Origin of the sequence: Sulfuricurvum sp., from assembly GCF_041651515.1 — a bacterium.
GTDB lineage: Bacteria > Campylobacterota > Campylobacteria > Campylobacterales > Sulfurimonadaceae > Sulfuricurvum.
Map to the genome: position 1 here is coordinate 92,417 of NZ_JBAZJF010000002.1, position 17,005 is coordinate 109,421.

Here is a 17,005-nt window from a genome sequence, read left to right on the forward strand (position 1 = left end):
CTATCAATCATTTTTTGGAAAGTTCACGATTGTAGATTCTTTGGTATTGTCCGAGTATTCCGAGATCGGTTTGAAGCTTTGAAAGCGTTTGAGAGTTATCAACGATGTAAGGCGTGATAACGAGAAGCAAATTATCTTGCTGTGTGGATTTAGAGGAATGTTTGAAAAAAGAGCCTATATACGGCAGATCAGAGAGCAACGCGGGGCTATCATCAACAACCGTGTCGTAAGACTTCACAAAACCGCCGAGAACAATCGTTTCACCATGATGCAGAATCGAATCAGTGGTGATCTGCTGCTTAGAGGTTATGGGTTGATTGTTTGAATCAAGAGAGGGGAGAATGTTTTGTAAAACGGCATCGATGGAGAGCGTCAATTTATCTTTAGACGCAACGAGGGGTTTTAATGAGAGATTTAAACCTATATCAGAGCGATCAAGACTGTTTGTCGTTCCGGCGGCTCCGGTGGTAGAACCCTTTAAAAATGAGATAGATTTACCGACCACAATTTTCGATTCTTTGTTGTTAAGACAAAGAACGGAGGGATCAGAGATTGTTTTAGACACTCCCGAACTGTGAAGCAGATCAAGAGCGGCACCGATAGAGATAAGCTGCTTAATGTTACCCAGTGAAGCCGTGAGCTTTGTAAGCGTAGCCGGAGCAATCGGAGCGATAGAAGCACCGCCGAGATTAGAAGTAAAGGTGAAAAAATCTGATGAGGAAACGATACCGCCATCGAGGCCGAATTTTAAACCGATCTGTGTTGATAAATCGGTGTTTAATTCAATGATACGGACTTGAATATATACTTGATATTGTTCGCGATCAAGATCATCAATGATAGAGGGAAGCTTATCAATTAATGCCGGATCTCCCATAGCTAAAAGGGTGTTTGATTCGGAATTGATCGAGAGGGTAAGCGGACTCGAAACGGATGGAGAAGATACGAAAGTCGAAGTACCGTTATGATCGGAATGATTATCCGATTGTCCACCGGTTTTATAAATAGCTTTTAGAGTCTCTAAAACCGAGGAAGCCGTAGAATTGACAAGATGAAACGATTTAAATGCCGAGGCTTTAGGAATAGGCTTTTTGTCAATATCCGAAACGAGAGAGGCGATCACTTTGATATTATCGGGTAAATCAGAAATAACCAATGCACCGGAATCGGGAACACCAAAAGCAGACCCAGCGGGGGAGAGTAAATGTTTGATAGCGTCAAGTATTGGAAGCACATTTGAATAGCGGATAGAGATTACTTTAGAGCCAAAAGAAGCGGCCGAGCGTTTACCGAGGTATGCAGAATCGTACTTTGACAAATCAGAAGCGGGAACGACCGAGAGAAAAGCACCGGAAGAGACAAGAGCATAATTGTTAAGCTCAAGTGCAGCACTTAGCAGCGGCATGATGTCCTTCTTTTTTAAATCGGTGTTTGAGAGAAAATCAATTGAACCGGTGAGCGTACCGGATACGAGAATATTTTTGTTAAGAGCTTTGGCAGCATATTTCACAAACTCGTTAAGGCTCATTTGATTAAGGGAGGAATCTGGCTTATTTAGAGCCAACTGATTGTCAATAACCGTCTTATTCGGAGGGGGTAATAAAAGCGGTGCAGAGGCAAAAAGATTAAGCGAAAACGCTAGAGCTAAGATTATACGTTTCATTTCGGGGCTACTCCTGATTCTATGGGATTGGTGGGATTAACGGATACCGATCCGATGAGAGGATCACTTTTAAACTTAATAGGGATAGACCAAGAGGGAAAAAGCTTTATAAAATCAGAATCCACAAAATATAGAAAATCAAAATATTTATTCTGAAAAACGGAAACTTCCGAGACGGTAATCATTTTATAATCGGTGAGTTTTAAAAGCTCCTCAAAAAATGGACGAGGGATAAAATGGAGCTCTAACGACGAATCAATACGAGCGCATGAAGTAGCGTCACAACGAACACGGAGCAAAGATTTACCGGATAAATTAGGATGCGAAGGGACGGGAGCAGATGCGGTTTGAGAAGTTGAAGCAGAGGGAGTTTCACCGTTTGGATTAACGCGAGAATCAAAGCGATGGAACAAGAATTTAAATAATAGAAAAACGCACAAAGCAGCAAACAGAGCTAAACCAATAAATTTGTAAAGAACCTTTTTAGGTTTATGCAAATCTCCTGATTTATACAGGGCAAAAATTTCAGGTTTAGCGGTGAGGCGATCCGTTTCGTATCGATCCGCTTTAGTGTAGTAATCGGTTGAATAAAAGAAATAGCGGAATTGATTATTGGTGAGGGATTTCGATTTAGGTTGAGCGTCGATAAACTCTTCTGTGTGAGCTTTATAATCGGAATGCATAAGAGTGGGACGGTGGATAATAATTACTAGATCAAGACCTAAATGACCGTGATAACCGTTAAGCCATACGAGAACCGGATCGGAACGTTTAGAATAAAACCGATAAGCCTCATCGATCACGATATACGCGGGAGTGAGTTTATGATAAGCGGCGTATCTTAAAAGCTCTTCATCCGGTTTATCATCGAGAGCCATCATAAAAAGCTTTTCTATATGCGAGTAGAAAACATCCCAATCGAGATAGATGGATTCTTTAACGATTACATCATCATCCGTGACAATAGGGTTTTGAGAAAGAGTTTCGTTTACAACGTCATGTTTAAAGCCGCCGATATTCGTATAAAGATAACGATGTTTAGCGTAATCTTTAGATTTAGGATCAATGAACGTTTGTTGAATTTGCCATACCGCGCGATATGATTTACCAGAGCGAGGAAGACCGGTTAATATAGTAATCATCCGGTAGCCTTCACAAAGCCAACGACTTGTTTAACGCCAAAGCCCGCAATAATGATAGTGAAATAAAGTTTGAGCGCATCCATAATTCCAAGAGCATAGGCAATACCCAACAAAGGCAGATTAACGACATAAGGGGTTACAAGACCGAAAAAAAAGGTAAGAGCCGCTAAAACCAAACCGACAAAAAGAGAAAATATAGCCATTTTTATGACGAAAGGGTTTTTAACGAGAATACCGAGAAATGAGAATAAGGCGTTAAGAATGGCGGTTAAAATGGGCATTTTACATTCCTCCAGTTAATACATTCTGCAACCCAATAAGAGCGGCAATAAATAAAAGCAGTGAACGGATCATTGCGAGGGGCAATTGGTTGAGTGTGTTTTGATCAAAGACAACGAAATGATGTCCGTAAAGATCAAGAGAAATAGTATCGATAGGAGGAGCAACAGCACTAAGACCAAGGGGATCGACCATTTGAAAAGAAGTGAAAGAGTTTTGAACATCGCCCATGAGTGAATTGGCTTTATCTAAACCGTTATCGGGAGTACCTTGTAAAGTTCCGGCTGGATCGCCTCCCATATGTAATTGATTGTAAATATCATCCAAAGAAGCACCACCCTGAACACCGCCGCCCAATTGAGCAGTGCCGGGGGTTTTATTAACAACTTGACCGCCACCGCCTGAATTTACAACAGGAACAGAAGAATTAGGGGTAGAGGGTGCGGCAGTTGTAGAGCCGTCAGGGTTATTAGTAACGACGATAGGTGTTGTTGTAGTGGTAATGGTTTGATCGGGATTAACGGTTTGTGTTGTAGCAGTGTTGTTAGGGTAGTCATAAGTGGTATGAGTTGTTCCGGTCAAGTCAACGGGGGGGAGTGGTTGACCAGCTCCAGCATTATTAACCATTTGAGGTTGACCGTTTTCTAAATTTTGAACAACTTTTTCGGGAACAATAGTAGCTTCAGTAACCTTACCGGATGAATTATCGGTTTTTGTAACTTGAGTGTCACCCGTTGAAGGATTAGTAGATTCTTTAAAAGTAGATAGGTCAACAGTAACCGTATTGGAAGGAGAAGTAGAAGAACCAACGTCAAGATTAGTATTGTTAGAGTACCAAAAAAACGAAGACAAAGTACCGGGAATCATAGCAGTTAAACCAGTAGCAAGCAAAGCGGGAGAAAAAGGAGTAGGAACTAAACCCGCAGCAGTAATCATAACACCGGATAAAAAAATACCTGCGCCAATACGGGCGGTAACAGAATTCAAAGTAGAATTAGCAGCTTGAACTTTATTTAAACACGTACCATCGGATTGCATAACGCCACCGCTAGCAGTACAAAGAGCGTCAGGAGTGGTACATAAGTTTTGAACTGGATCAACCACGTTTGGAGAGGAACAAGTAGTACACGTTCCCGAAGTATTATAAATTTGACCAGTGGAACAAGTAGGATAAGAAGAATCGGGAACAAATGTAGCTAAATAAGCATCGAATGTATCAGCGTAAACAGGATCAGCACCGAGAATAGTAGCACTGTAATAAATACCATTATAAACATAAGGATATATTGAGACTTGACTAGATTGAAGTGTAGCATAACGCCAAGAAGATTGTATAGTATAATGACTATTACCATAAAAGCCTGATGTTGCGGGGTATGAAATAGCAAAAAGGTTAGAGGTTAAAACCAATGAGAGGATAATAGATATGAGTTTGGTTTTCATTTTAGACACGACCTCTAAACATAGCAGTTGCAGAGAACGCGAGGAAAAACAAAATACTCAAAGACGCCGGAAGAGAGAAAAAGAAGTCGAATGTAGGATCACCCGTCATGGTGAAATTTAAAAAAGTAGGCATTATCTAGCCTTCCATAAAAACATACCAAACATGAAACCAGTTAATAAACCCGCGTTCGCCATAGAAAACGTATAATCATTTAACGTCATATTAAGAGCAGCAGCGTTTGTGGCTTGCTGTGTCATATCAGCATAAGCCGAAGCGTCAGGGATAAAAACGGCGCTGATTAAGAGCAAGAATAAAAGGGAGGTTTTCATTCAAAAGAGCCCTCCATTTCACGTTGAATACGTTTACGCTCATGTGAATCGATTAAGTATTGCTCCATAGCAGTAGGTTCAGGAATTTTAAGCCAATCAGAGTTATGGCGATTTTCGGATTGAGTTTGTCGTTTGGCTTGACGACTTTCTAAAAATGCGTCAACTCTTTGTTGATGTTCTTCTGTTTGAAGGGATGAAGATAGTCGACTATGTTTATCTTCATAAGAAGTTTTTTTAGATTTAAAATCATCAAGTCGTTTGAATTTTTGATCTTTTGAAAGTTTGCGAAAATTACGGTTTTTTCGTTGTATTTTTTGACGTTGTTGTTTTTGTTGTTTATGAATAGATTTGAGAGAAGAAACATTTTCTTTTTTTGGAGCAAATTCAGTTTTGCCGACAGAAGCTAAACGCTCTTTTTTATATTCTAATACACGTTTTGCTCTTTCTTGTTTTGTGAGCTTGACAACATGAGAGCGAGAATCTTTAGGAAAAGCTTCTTTATAAGCCTTATCTACTTTGCCCTCTTCACTAATTAAATAGAGAATTTTATCAAATGATAAAAGTACAATAGACAAAGCAACAAGCGCGGTAATAACTAGATAATGATCCGAAAGGATACTCCCAGTAGATTGAGTCACAGCGTCAGCCAAAGCAGAAGCAGAGGCGTTTGTAGAGATTAAAATCAATAAAACTGCAAAGAAAGTAACACTCATTTTAATATCCTAACAAAGAAAGAACTTTACGACCGCCCATAATAAGAACGAGCAAACTAACGACAGCAACAATAACGACGGTAATATCAGAGACAGCGGGAGTCATATCGACGTCAGACGGAACCAATGCAAAAGCATTAGAGGCGATCATCCCTAAAATAAAAATAATAGAGATGATCAGCCGCATATTAGTGACCCAACAAAGAGAGAACTTTACGTCCGCCCATAATAAGAAGAGCAAAACCGACAAGAGCAACGATTACGAGCGTAACGTCAGCAGTTGCACTAGATGTATCAACAGTGGTCAAAAGACCAGTACCGGCGAAAGCTTGAGCACCACCGAAAACAGCTACACCAGTAGCTACGGCAACTTTTTTTGAAACACGTTGTGCTTTTTCAGCAGCACGTTTAATCATACGATTCATGGGAAACCCCTTAGGATAAGATATTTTTGGGCTTACGTCACGGAGTTCGTTCAGTGATCCACGTGCTGCCAAATTCATCATTAAGCCTTTAAGGTAATTTCACAGATGGAAGATTTGGATTTATTACCGGTTTAATTTTAGTGATTGACTCAACCCTATTGAGAAACTCAGAGCCACTATCGTATGAGCGGACGAATGGATAAGGGTTTTTGTCGTATTTTTTAGGGAGACCACCGAAAATGTAAAACGGTGATTTAAGATCTCGAAGTTTACGAACAGCCTCACCGACGAGTGCAGCTTCATCGTTTGAAGCGCAAGGGATGATGAATTCGATAGTTTCCTCAACTTCTTGAAGCCCAACATCTTTGTTCATTCGTTCTTCTGTGTTACGAGAGATGAATTTGATGGAAGCTGAATACAATTGCCCATTTTCCATAGAACCTGCTGCACCGGGTTTGATGCTTGCTACTTGAACAATTTCGTAACTGGTTGAAAAACCTTTACTAATTACTGCCATTTGAATCACTCCTATTTAGGAAAAATTTTTCTATCTGTTCCTCTTTTTTAACCCCGGGGAGTGATAGCCAGCCGGGGACATCGTATTTATATCCCCCCCGATAATAGGGGGTTCAAATTCAGAAATTAAAACTCAGTTGATGAGTTGAACGGGAGACAAATGCAGTCATTCCGTTATGTCTAACAATTTTTGGAAAACGTCCGAGATTGATAACAAAATGGAGAGGTTGAACAAAACGAACAAATTTAAATTTGATTCGTTTGAGATTAGCAATAAACGAAGATTCGTTATAATAGATAAACGTGTTTCCCGAAACTGTAAATAAGGGAGATATTGGGAGTGATAGACCTACTTTTTCTTCTTTAGTCGATCTACCGAGAGGTAAGGTTTGGCGGTTATTTTGTTTCATGGCTATCACTCCGATATGCAATATTTGCAGATATTTAAAACTATATACGCAAATAGATAAAGAAAAGCTTAAAATATGCAAATATTGCATAAATAAATTAGGAAATATGAAATGACAAGAAAAGAACTGGCAGAAATGTTAGGAATATCATTACGATCTCTAGATAATTGGGAAAAAGAAAAACCTGATTTAGTAAGATTAATAAATCAAGGACTAGCACTTGAAGATAGTATTGAAGAAACAAAAAGACATTTACAAAAGCTAGAAGATATAAGAAAAGAAGCAAGTAATGGAAAATTTAAATTAAAATAGGAGTGATAACCATGTTGAAATTGATTTTAGGACTGATGATCTTAGCAGCTGGTGCAAATGCAGATATTGAAGTGAAAATGAATACAAAAGCATTGTACAGAGAAATATTCGAGAAGCTATCCGATCAACAACAAAACTATATCAATGACAACATGGACACAATCAAAGATCAAACAAATAATGTATTGAGAGCAGAGAGCAAAGATTTACAAAAAGCGAAGATGATCGATGAGAGTAATGCAGTCGAATTTATTTTAAATCCTGATGGAACAATGAGCAATTTTAAATATTTGATGAAAAGCGATGAGAACCGATATGATGGTTTATCAAAAAGAGTATGTGAAGCAGCGGTAAAAAAATATCCATTACCGAAAGAGCCGACACCAATAAGAATGGTGTTTGAATACAAAGTTGGAAAAATGAATTTAGGAAGTCAAAGAGGAAGCGAGCAACAAAAAGCTAACGGAGAATACATTCAGACAATACCAAGAGGAACAACACGCTTTAATTATTCAGCAGATCAACAAATAAGACAATTTGAAACAACAAAAGATGGCTTTGTAAATGCAAATCTAAATCCTCCAACATGCGGATGGATAGATTTACTTACAGAACAAAATGAAAAAGTAAGAAGTTTGACTTACACAGGATATGGGATATATCAAGGAGTGCCAAAAGGAAAATACAAATTGTTAATGCAGACGAAAGAAACATGTAATGTGAATATTCAATATCCATAAAGATGATAGCCCGGAGAGTAGCTACTCTCTCCGTTTTTGATTAATGCAGAGCGGGTACGAATACCATCAACACCAAAAAAGCTACCATTAGTGAGTGAAACAAATTGGAGTCTCCTTTCAAAGACACTACCCTCTTCCACCCTTCCTGCCATTTTATAGGCAAAAAAAAAGGCAAGGGCAATAAAGCCCCTGCCTTGTATCTTTTATCCGGTAGCTAATCGGAAAGAGACTTCCAACTTGTTCACAATGAAAGTATATCAGAAATTTAGAGAAATAAAAATAATGACCTATTCATAGAATGTCTGAAAACTTTTGATAAGTTGACAAGGACGGGGGCGAAGCCCCCGTCTGACGTCACCGCGTAGCGGCGACTACGACGCGAACCTTCGCTCGTCGCTAATGCGCTCCTCACTCAGTCAACGCCTGCGTCGTGGGGACGTGCGGAACGATCAATCGAATATCTTGCCATGAGTTCGAATCCCTTTTTGGAATTGTAATTGAAGAAAATGAAGCAAATATATTTTGGCTTGACCCATGCGCTGCGGATAGTGTTTAGAAGTTTAGATTATTTTTTTTTATCATTGAGCACGAGGGGTTAATCTGCCAAAGTTGCGAAGTGATCGGCCCCACGAAAGAGCTGATCGTGTTTGAGTAATTGCGTTAAGAGATCAGCGCTCCGCTTTACTGGAGGGCCAGCCCCCAGCCCCCGGAGGCAAAGAAAAATGTTTTAAGGATATAAAAGCAGTATGTTATAATTCATTAATTAAAAAGATTTTTGGAAGAAAAATAGGGTTAAAACGGGATGTATTTTTTCAAATCCCCCCGACCGCACCATCCTTTTATAAACGCCTATTTCAGGCACTTCTTCAAGAAACTTTTTCCTTTGTCTCTAAATTGTAATCAACTCTATCATTTATTAAATGCTGCACACGGGAGTAATAATTATGGATGTAAAAAAACTGGCGACCATGTTAATAGGTTCCATGATGGTGGTGATCATTATGCTTTTGATGGATGATAGTCCCAAAAATCCGATTATAGGGAAATGGAAAAGTGAAACCATGTTTCCGGCGATGGGGAAAGTTACTAATATTATTGAATTTAAAAAAGAGAGTGTCGAAATGGAAGGGATTGTCTATAAAGTCCATTATGATATCCAAAATAAAAAAGTGATAGTAATGGATGAAAAAGGGTCAGGAACCGTTTACGAGATAATCGATAGGCATACCATGAAAAGTAGTATGATGGGAATAGAGACGGTATATAAAAAAATTGGCAATTAGAAAGAAACGCCATCGGAACATGTTCCGATAACTTCACTCGCTGCTATGTTATAGTATTTCCCTCTCATAATGGCGTCGTAACCATGCATCAAGTGGGTACAGGATTCGATAGAGTACCGGAACGACAAACAAAGCAAGCAGTGTTGAACTTATCAACCCTCCGATAATCGCGATGGCCATTGGGGAATTACTCTCATGACCTGCCCCCTGACCTAGAGCAAGCGGCAACATAGCAAAGATCATCGCAAACGTCGTCATCAAAATAGGACGAAGCCGTTTTTCTCCCGCTTCCAAGAGCGCTTCATGAACATTGGACCCTTTTTTGATCGCTTGGTTCGCGAAATCGACGACCAAGACGGCATTTTTTCCGACCATCCCCAGCAATAAGATAATCCCGATCATGACAAAGATGCTAAAAGGATTTCCGGTGAGATATAAGGCAAAAATAACTCCGGTAAAACTTAGCGGCATTGCCACCATGATAATAAGCGGTTGGACAAGTGACTCATAGAGGGCGGCAAGGATGAGGTAGATCAAAATAACTGCTAATCCTACGGTAAACCCGAAAGCCTGCATTGTCTCCTGCATCCGTTCAATATCACCGGTATAGCGGTAACGATATCCCCCGTCCAACAAAGGGGGGAGTTTTTCATCGATCATGGAAACGATCGAATCAAGCGGTGCCCCGTTAAGATTGGATGTGATTAAAATTTTGCGTTCGCGGTCAAATCGATTGATTGATGCCGCCCCTTTAGTGGTTTCAAGTTTTACCAGTCCATCCAGTGATATCATCTCTCCGGAACGGCTTTGAATTTGCATTCTTTTGAGGTCCGAAGTCATGGTTCGATATTCATCGGAAACGCGCAGCGTAATATTGAATTGCCGCCCCTCTTGTTCAAAATTGGAGATAGCGCTGTCGCTCGAATAGGCTGAATTAATTGCAGCGGATATTTGCTGAGCCGTTATACCGAAGCGTTGTGCACTCTCGCGGTTGATACTGATACGTACTTCCGGCTTGCCGGGTTCAAAATCACTGTCGATATCGATCGTCCCGCCGTTACTTTTAAGCAGTTTGACGAGTTGAAACGATTTAGCTTCGAGTATTTTAAGATCAGCCCCTGTCAGAACGACCTGAATAGGAGAATTACTCTCACCCGTGTCGATAGGGGGGACATTTTCGACACTGATAGTGAGGTGCGAATAGGGTTTGAACTTTTGACGATAGAAGCGGATGATCTCATTGAGCCCTTCACGCTGTTCAACGGGGAGAAGTTTGGCATAAATCATCGCTTTATGGGACTCTTGCGCTGCATTGTAACCGATGGTGAGGACCACGGTTTCGATCCTCTTGTCTTGCTGCAGTGCGCTAACCAAAGGTTTCATCTCCTGTTTCATCGCTTCTAGGGATATCCCTACGGGAGCTTTAACGAGTACCCGCATCTCAGACATATCTTCCATCGGGACAAACGTTCCTCCCACTTTGCCTGCTAGCGAAAAAGAGAAGAGAAGGAGAGCGACCGTCACTAAAAGTGCGCTCCCTTTGAATCGGAGCAAAAAGGACAAAAGGCGACGATAGAAGCGATCGACTTTTTGAAATATCGGTTCGGTTTTATGCCAAAAGGCACTTTCGCTCCCATTGAGAAGTCGCGCACCCAATGTAGGGATGAACATCACCGCTACAAAATACGAAATGATGACTCCAGAGGCAACCGTCATGGCGAACGAATTAAAAAACTTTCCGACAATCCCCCCCATAAAGGCTACGGGGATAAAGACGGCAAGCAACATCGCTGAAATAGCCAAAATGGAGAATGCAATCTCTTTAACCCCTTCAAAGGATGCTTGAAACCGATCCATCCCCTGTTCCATCTTTTTGGAAATATTTTCAATCACGACGATGGCATCATCGATAAATATCCCGATGGCCAGGGTAAGACCGATCAAGGTGAGCCGATTGAGATCGTAGCCCAGCATATCGATCATGGCAAAGGTTCCGATGATTGAGGTGGGGATGGCAAGGGCGGAGATGATGGTGGCAGTAAGATTGCGCAAAAAGAAAAAGACGATTAAAACCGCTAAGAGTGAACCGTAGATGAGGTCGAATTTTACATTTTCGATATTGGTCAAAATCTTGTCGGATTGGTCTTCGATCAATTTCAGTGAGTACCCTTTACCGGAAAGGGCGACAAGGCTCGGCATTACTGCTTTTACCCCTTTAATCACTTCGAGATCATTTTCTCCCGATATTTTTTGTACTTCAAGCAGTACCCCCTCTTCGCCGTTGTACGAAGAGTAGCTTTTTGCGTCTTTGAGGCCGTCTTCAACTTTGGCAATCTCTCCAAGCCGTAATCCGGGACGGATGATTAGTTCTCTAAGCTCCTGAATACTCTGAGCATCGCCGCGTGTTTTGAGGACAAATTCATTATTTTTCGAAATCAGCTTACCCCCGCCGGAGCGAACATTTTCACGTGCGATGAGATTTTGGAGCTCGTTAGAAGAGATGCCGTATTTACCCAAGAGAAACGGATCGGCAAAAATACGGATTTCACGGTTGCGGTATCCGGAAATTTTAACGTTTGCTACCCCTTGTATCCGTTGGAGTTTCGGTTTGATTTTTTCATCGGCTAGCCGCATAAGGGCAATTGTATCTCCGGTCTTGGTACTCACAAAGAGTTTGATGGATGCGGCTCCCGAAACACTCACCTTTTTAACGGTGGGGGTTTCAATGTCGCTGTCGAGTTTGAGCGTCCCGACTTTATCACGGACATCATTTGCCGCTTCTTCGATATCTTTGGTTAATTTGAACTGTACGGTAACGACACTGAGCCCATCGTAGCTGGTAGAAATCAATTTATCTATTCCGTCGATCCCTGAAACTGCCTCTTCGATTTTATCGGTCACTTTCGATTCAACCGTTTCGGGATCGGCACCGTGGTAATAAGTCTGTATCGTAACGATAGGAAAATCAATATTCGGGAAGAGGGCAACCGGCATGGATTTAAAGGAGAGAAGCCCGAAAACAATAAGGGTCATCACCATCATTAAAGTGGTGATGGGACGGTTAATGGCAAATTTGTACATTAGTTTAGACCCTCTATTCTATCTGTCCCCTCTGGGACAAGCTTTAGTGCCATCGCGGCGAGCGTAGACAAATGGGTTTTACTCATTTGGCGTTCTCTGATGATATATAGGCCTCACCGAAGAGGCCGGGGGAAATTCCAGATACGAGAACTTCGGCAGTCGCTTTGCGGGTTTTGGGGTCAACAGAGGGGTAGAGCTTGTTGATCGTTCCACGGCGATATCCGCTTTCGCCATCGACACGATAGCGGAGAACAGATCCTTTTTTTACGGATGGGATGTATTTTTCGTCAAATCGGATCATCAGTTTGGCATCGGGTGAGCTGATCAGTTTAAACAGACTCATGGTTCCCCCTCCGACACCATCGCCCAGTTGGACGTTTCGTTCGGATATAACACCGCTAAAAGGGGCACGCAAGCGTGTTTTTTCAACAAGGGTATTTTTGTAGCGCACCTGTGCTTTTGCTTCACCAAGAGCGGCCGATGCTTTTTGGTAGCCTAACGTTTGTTGATCCATCAATTCGGCATCGATGACGTTTTCGACTTTTTTGTATCGATCATACGTTTGGCGCGCGAATTGTTCTTCGACTTGCGCTTTTTTGAGACTTTGCTCGGCTAATGCGACTCCGGCAACGAGATCATCGTTATCGATTTCAAGGAGAATAGCCCCTTTTTGCACATGACTTCCGACATCCGCTCGGAGCGTTTTGACAACCCCTGAAGCGGTGAGGGCCAGATTCGCCTCTCTTGCGGCGACTACGTCAAAGGTAGCATAAATTTCTTCCCCCATAAGTGAGGTTATAAGGAAAAAGAGGAAAAATAAATAGTTCATTGAATAAACTCCTTCGGGTCTTGCCCTGCATAATAATAATAGGTTGCATACGCATAATGAAGCGATCGTTTAGCGCGGCTGAGTCGATTGGTGGCATCGGTAAGAGAGTGAAGTGCATCGAGATAGGTGACGTAATCGACGATGCGTGCTTCGTATTTGTGGGTAACGGCATCGAAAGTTTGGGTAGCGGCATCAAACGCACTTTGCGCCGCATCGATCAGTGCACGTGAACGCTCGATGTAGCGCATCGCCATAACAAAATTCTGGTTTGCCTCTTTAGACGCATAGGCCAATTCAGAGCTCTGTGCTTGCGCTTGCGCCATGAGAGCTTGTTTTGTTGTGGAAGCGGTCGAGAAATCGAGTAAATTCATACTCAGTGAAGCGATCACTTTATTTTGAGTATTGACACGATAGCTTGCCATGGGATCTTGATAGTAATCAAAATAGGCAAGTTGGTCTTCTATCTTGATAGTAGGGAGAAAACCGGCATCCGCTTTTTCGGCTTCATACCGTTTGGCATCGCGAGAATATTGGAGTGCTTTGAGTGAATCAAGTTGTTGGGCTTGAGTGAGTTTCGGCTCCATTAGAGTCGAGGGTTGTAAATCCGTGATTTTTTGATTGGAAATTGTCTCCAAATCCCCTTTTTGTCGGTCGCTTTGGTAGCGTAAATCCTCAAGTTGATATTGTGCATGGGAAAGTTCTGAACGTATCCGCATCAGAGCATCTTCACTGGCAAGACCGACACTGCGAAATTTCTCAAGGCGCGTTAATTGTGCCGAGAGGTGATCGTACATGCGGGTTTGGGTCTGAATTTCATCGAGGGTGTTTTGAAGCTCAAAATATTGACGTATGACGTCAAGCGTTATCTCTTTTTTACCGCTTGATAGATTGTAGCGGGCCGAATTTTCGAGGGCATCGCTTTGTTGCAGGGCATGTTCACGTTTGAAACCGTCAAAGAGGGTCACTTCCCCCTTTAGACCGGCGGCAACACTACGCTTGGCATCAAACCCTCCGGTATGATCGACAAAGGTTCCATTGGTAAACGCATCAATACGCGGGAGATAAGAGTGCTCAATGGCATCATGGTTTAATCCCGCAGCATTAACCCGCTGATTGAGGCTAATGATTTTCTCATTAGTATGGGCAGAATCGATAAGAGAGGAGAGCGGTTGGGCATAAAGTGCGGATGCTGTGGCAATCAGCCATAATCGTCTCATAGATTTTCCTTTGTCAGAGTGATAAAGAGGTGATGCAAGGGGATAATTTTGGACATCAGATCAATTTCGGGATGGTTATTCCAATGTTTGATTTGTGCATCGCAAAGTCCTTCGAGAAGATAGGCCTGTTCGATCGATGTTCGTGAAGGTGCAGAAGGTTGTATTAACGCAATAATGGATGCGAGATAAATATACACTTTTTCAATAGGATCTTCTAACCCCGAGGTGAGAATGGAATCAAATACGGGATTATTGACTAAACGGTTATCAAAAGCTTTCCGCATTTGAGCGCACACTTCAAACCGCATGGTGATGAAGAGCAAAAGAGTCTCTTCGGGTGAGGAATCTTTTGATACTGCTATAAGCTGTTCCAAAAAAAGATCGATTTTTTGATGAATGTAGGCCATATAGAGTTGGTCTTTGGATTCAAAGAGGGCATAAATACTTCCGATTGAGATACCGACCTCTTTTGCCAAGTCCGTTATTTTCATAGCTTGAAAACCATGTTCTTCAAACAGTATGGCAGCTTTTTCAAGAATCGTATCGCGTTTGAGATTTTGAATCTTGGTTTGTAAGGGTAGAGACATACGAGTATCCTTTGCTAAAGCTAAAGTATAGAACGGTAATTATAAATTTGAAATTAAATTCTATAAAATGAATCAAGTTCATAATAAAAACTTGCATTTACTCTATCCCTAGGATAAATACTTTTGCTACAATGATGGTATTACATTCAAAGGATTTAAAATGGCCTATATCGCACAACTAAAACATTTGATTCAAAACGAGTTGATTCCTGATGTCGAAGAGCATATTGATGATATTTTCGAAGGGATTGCTTCGGCAAAAGATGCCACTGTGCAGGAACGTGCACAGCTTGAAGATATGCAAGCGCTTCGCGACGAGTATAAAGAGCTCCTTGGAGAACTTAACAGCGGTGATATTGATGAAGAAGAGGCTGAACAGCTTTATACTGAACTCACCGCGATGCGTGAGGGAGAAGGGGATGAAGAGGATCTTCCGTATGATGACGAAGAGGAAGAAGACGAGGACGATTACGATGAATTTGATCTCGAAGATGAAGATGATCAGTATTAATGGCTAAATACGTTTTACTCGATACTGAAACGACCGGTGCTGGGGATAATGATCGGATCATACAGCTTGGATTTATCGTTTTGGACGGAAAAAAAGTTGATGTTTATAACGATATGTGTTCTTCTGAAGTTCCCATCGGTTATGGTGCGATGGAGGTACACGGAATTACTCCCGATATGATCGAGGGTAAGCCGGAGTGTACACAAACAGCAGCATTTCAAGCACTCTGTGATCTTAATACGTCGGATAATGTCTTAATTATCCATAATGCCCCTTTTGATTTGGGGATGCTCACTAAAGAAAATTTTACCTCTCAGATGCGTTTGATTGATACGCTCCGTTGTGCTCGGCATTTGTTTGAAGATGAAGAGGCGCATCGGTTACAATATTTTCGTTATCGTTTGGGGCTCTATAAAATAGAGAAAGCCGAAGCCGATGCATTGGGCATCGAAGTGAAAGCGCACGATGCAATCGGAGATGTTTTGGTTTTAAAACTTTTTTTGACTGAATTGCGCAAACGATTGCAGGAGCGGTTTGAGGGGGTAAATCCAATCGATAAAATGGTTGAGTTGACCCAAACCCCTGTTTTTTATACTCGGCCTTTGAAATTTGGAAAGTATAAAGGAAAGACCCTTACGGAGATTGCCGAAACGGATAAAGGTTATCTAACCTGGATGCTTGGCAATATGGAAAATCTCGATGAGGATATGCGCTATTCCATTTCGACCGTTTTGAAAATGGCGGAATAATTTTTAGAGATCATATTCGTTTCATGATTTGTGATTTATCGATCACATGATTATCCATATTGTGGCGCAGTGCGTAATCGAGTAAATCAAACAGTTCAGAAACGGTTTGTGTCGGGTTTCCGCAATCGCTGGCCGTAACGACACTGGAAAATGCAGATTGTGAAAAATAGGTATGCTGAAAATAGGTTAACAGCTTATTGGCTGCTTTAATCCCTTTTTCCGTATCGGTGCAATCAAAAACGACGGCATGAATATTTTCTCCCAAGGGGATATGCCGATCGCTTTTACGAATATAGATGCACAAGGGGGTTAAATCAATCGGTCCCTTTGTACAGGCGAGGGCGATTGAATAGTTGACTTTATAGCGAGTACATCGATAGTCAAAGTCTCCGATTTCTTCAAGAAGTTTATCTTGCAATACTTTGCGTTGAGTGTCCAGATAATTAATCATGCATAATACCTTTTATTATTCTTTCGTGTACGTTTTGCTATTAGGTTAAAATGTTGTTTTCGTCGAGGTGGCAATTTCACTGAGACGATAGGCTGCATCGGTATGGCCTGATCGCATCGCTTTTTTCCACCATTCCATTGCTTGAGGGATATCTTTTTCTACCCCTTCTCCATAAAAATAGATCATTCCCAGATGAAATTGTGCTTCAGCATTACGTTTATAGGCGGCTAGAGGATAGAGCAGCTCATAGGCTTTTGTGAAGTCTTGCGCATCATAGGCAGCTATTCCAGCATACAGTTCGTCCATGGTTAAAATCCTTTTAAA

The 17,005-nt window shown here is 41.5% G+C and carries 22 protein-coding genes; 5 read left to right on the plus strand and 17 right to left on the minus strand.

Translation table 11 applies throughout. From position 1 onward, the window contains the following. Positions 1 to 7 precede the first annotated feature (7 nt). The 11 genes from WC407_RS03545 to WC407_RS03595 form a co-directional block, all read right to left on the minus strand. Complete coding sequence (locus WC407_RS03545; RefSeq protein ID WP_373021180.1) at positions 8 to 1,663, minus strand: secretin N-terminal domain-containing protein; 1,656 nt, start codon at positions 1,661 to 1,663, stop codon at positions 8 to 10. Beyond that, entirely contained in the window at positions 1,660 to 2,805 is a 1,146-nt protein-coding gene (locus tag WC407_RS03550) for a zonular occludens toxin domain-containing protein (RefSeq protein ID WP_373021181.1), read from the minus strand. Before WC407_RS03550 ends, WC407_RS03545 begins: the two co-directional genes overlap by 4 nt. Beyond that, positions 2,802 to 3,086 (minus strand): hypothetical protein, encoded by a 285-nt coding sequence (locus WC407_RS03555; protein WP_373021183.1) that lies wholly within the window; start codon positions 3,084 to 3,086, stop codon positions 2,802 to 2,804. Before WC407_RS03555 ends, WC407_RS03550 begins: the two co-directional genes overlap by 4 nt. A 1-nt stretch (position 3,087) precedes the next feature. Then, the gene (locus WC407_RS03560; RefSeq protein ID WP_373021184.1) at positions 3,088 to 4,527 is read right to left on the minus strand and encodes a hypothetical protein; all 1,440 of its coding nucleotides are present in this window, start codon (positions 4,525 to 4,527) and stop codon (positions 3,088 to 3,090) included. Between the two features lies 1 nt (position 4,528). Next, complete coding sequence (locus WC407_RS03565; protein WP_373021185.1) at positions 4,529 to 4,660, minus strand: hypothetical protein; 132 nt, start codon at positions 4,658 to 4,660, stop codon at positions 4,529 to 4,531. Next, on the minus strand, positions 4,660 to 4,857 hold the full coding sequence (locus WC407_RS03570; protein ID WP_373021186.1) for a hypothetical protein: 198 nt from the start codon (positions 4,855 to 4,857) through the stop codon (positions 4,660 to 4,662). Before WC407_RS03570 ends, WC407_RS03565 begins: the two co-directional genes overlap by 1 nt. Continuing rightward, entirely contained in the window at positions 4,854 to 5,570 is a 717-nt protein-coding gene (locus tag WC407_RS03575) for a hypothetical protein (protein ID WP_373021187.1), read from the minus strand. Before WC407_RS03575 ends, WC407_RS03570 begins: the two co-directional genes overlap by 4 nt. A 1-nt stretch (position 5,571) precedes the next feature. Next, positions 5,572 to 5,757, minus strand: a complete 186-nt coding sequence (locus WC407_RS03580) for a hypothetical protein (protein WP_373021188.1) — start codon at positions 5,755 to 5,757, stop codon at positions 5,572 to 5,574. Position 5,758: 1 nt separating this feature from the next. Then, positions 5,759 to 5,995: a hypothetical protein gene (locus tag WC407_RS03585; RefSeq protein WP_373021189.1), complete on the minus strand. Its 237-nt coding sequence runs from the start codon at positions 5,993 to 5,995 to the stop codon at positions 5,759 to 5,761. Positions 5,996 to 6,083: 88 nt separating this feature from the next. Beyond that, positions 6,084 to 6,512, minus strand: coding sequence for a hypothetical protein (locus WC407_RS03590; protein ID WP_373021190.1), 429 nt, complete (start codon positions 6,510 to 6,512; stop codon positions 6,084 to 6,086). Positions 6,513 to 6,630: 118 nt separating this feature from the next. After that, positions 6,631 to 6,921: a hypothetical protein gene (locus WC407_RS03595; RefSeq protein WP_373021191.1), complete on the minus strand. Its 291-nt coding sequence runs from the start codon at positions 6,919 to 6,921 to the stop codon at positions 6,631 to 6,633. Positions 6,922 to 7,032: 111 nt separating this feature from the next. Here WC407_RS03595 and WC407_RS03600 point away from each other — a divergent pair, with 111 nt between their 5' ends. From WC407_RS03600 to WC407_RS03610, 3 genes are all read left to right on the plus strand, one after another. Beyond that, positions 7,033 to 7,233, plus strand: a complete 201-nt coding sequence (locus WC407_RS03600) for a hypothetical protein (RefSeq protein ID WP_373021192.1) — start codon at positions 7,033 to 7,035, stop codon at positions 7,231 to 7,233. An 11-nt stretch (positions 7,234 to 7,244) separates the two neighbouring features. Beyond that, on the plus strand, positions 7,245 to 7,973 hold the full coding sequence (locus tag WC407_RS03605) for a hypothetical protein (protein ID WP_373021193.1): 729 nt from the start codon (positions 7,245 to 7,247) through the stop codon (positions 7,971 to 7,973). Between the two features lie 944 nt (positions 7,974 to 8,917). After that, positions 8,918 to 9,256, plus strand: a complete 339-nt coding sequence (locus tag WC407_RS03610) for a hypothetical protein (protein ID WP_373021194.1) — start codon at positions 8,918 to 8,920, stop codon at positions 9,254 to 9,256. 48 nt (positions 9,257 to 9,304) lie between these two features. Here the strand turns inward: WC407_RS03610 and WC407_RS03615 are convergent, their stop codons facing one another. From WC407_RS03615 to WC407_RS03630, 4 genes are all read right to left on the minus strand, one after another. Next, complete coding sequence (locus tag WC407_RS03615) at positions 9,305 to 12,337, minus strand: efflux RND transporter permease subunit (RefSeq protein ID WP_373021195.1); 3,033 nt, start codon at positions 12,335 to 12,337, stop codon at positions 9,305 to 9,307. An 82-nt stretch (positions 12,338 to 12,419) separates the two neighbouring features. After that, entirely contained in the window at positions 12,420 to 13,166 is a 747-nt protein-coding gene (locus tag WC407_RS03620; RefSeq protein WP_373021196.1) for an efflux RND transporter periplasmic adaptor subunit, read from the minus strand. After that, complete coding sequence (locus WC407_RS03625) at positions 13,163 to 14,383, minus strand: TolC family protein (RefSeq protein ID WP_373021197.1); 1,221 nt, start codon at positions 14,381 to 14,383, stop codon at positions 13,163 to 13,165. Before WC407_RS03625 ends, WC407_RS03620 begins: the two co-directional genes overlap by 4 nt. Continuing rightward, positions 14,380 to 14,970: a TetR/AcrR family transcriptional regulator gene (locus WC407_RS03630; protein WP_373021198.1), complete on the minus strand. Its 591-nt coding sequence runs from the start codon at positions 14,968 to 14,970 to the stop codon at positions 14,380 to 14,382. Before WC407_RS03630 ends, WC407_RS03625 begins: the two co-directional genes overlap by 4 nt. Positions 14,971 to 15,130: 160 nt before the next feature. Here WC407_RS03630 and WC407_RS03635 point away from each other — a divergent pair, with 160 nt between their 5' ends. Together WC407_RS03635 and WC407_RS03640 are read left to right on the plus strand one after the other, a co-directional pair. After that, the gene (locus tag WC407_RS03635; RefSeq protein WP_373021199.1) at positions 15,131 to 15,481 is read left to right on the plus strand and encodes a hypothetical protein; all 351 of its coding nucleotides are present in this window, start codon (positions 15,131 to 15,133) and stop codon (positions 15,479 to 15,481) included. Next, on the plus strand, positions 15,481 to 16,230 hold the full coding sequence (locus WC407_RS03640) for an exonuclease domain-containing protein (RefSeq protein WP_373021200.1): 750 nt from the start codon (positions 15,481 to 15,483) through the stop codon (positions 16,228 to 16,230). The genes WC407_RS03635 and WC407_RS03640 overlap by 1 nt, the downstream gene beginning before the upstream one ends. A 10-nt stretch (positions 16,231 to 16,240) precedes the next feature. Here the strand turns inward: WC407_RS03640 and WC407_RS03645 are convergent, their stop codons facing one another. Beyond that, positions 16,241 to 16,681, minus strand: a complete 441-nt coding sequence (locus WC407_RS03645; protein WP_373021201.1) for a hypothetical protein — start codon at positions 16,679 to 16,681, stop codon at positions 16,241 to 16,243. 45 nt (positions 16,682 to 16,726) lie between these two features. Beyond that, positions 16,727 to 16,987: a tetratricopeptide repeat protein gene (locus tag WC407_RS03650; RefSeq protein WP_373021202.1), complete on the minus strand. Its 261-nt coding sequence runs from the start codon at positions 16,985 to 16,987 to the stop codon at positions 16,727 to 16,729. Positions 16,988 to 17,005 lie beyond the last annotated feature (18 nt).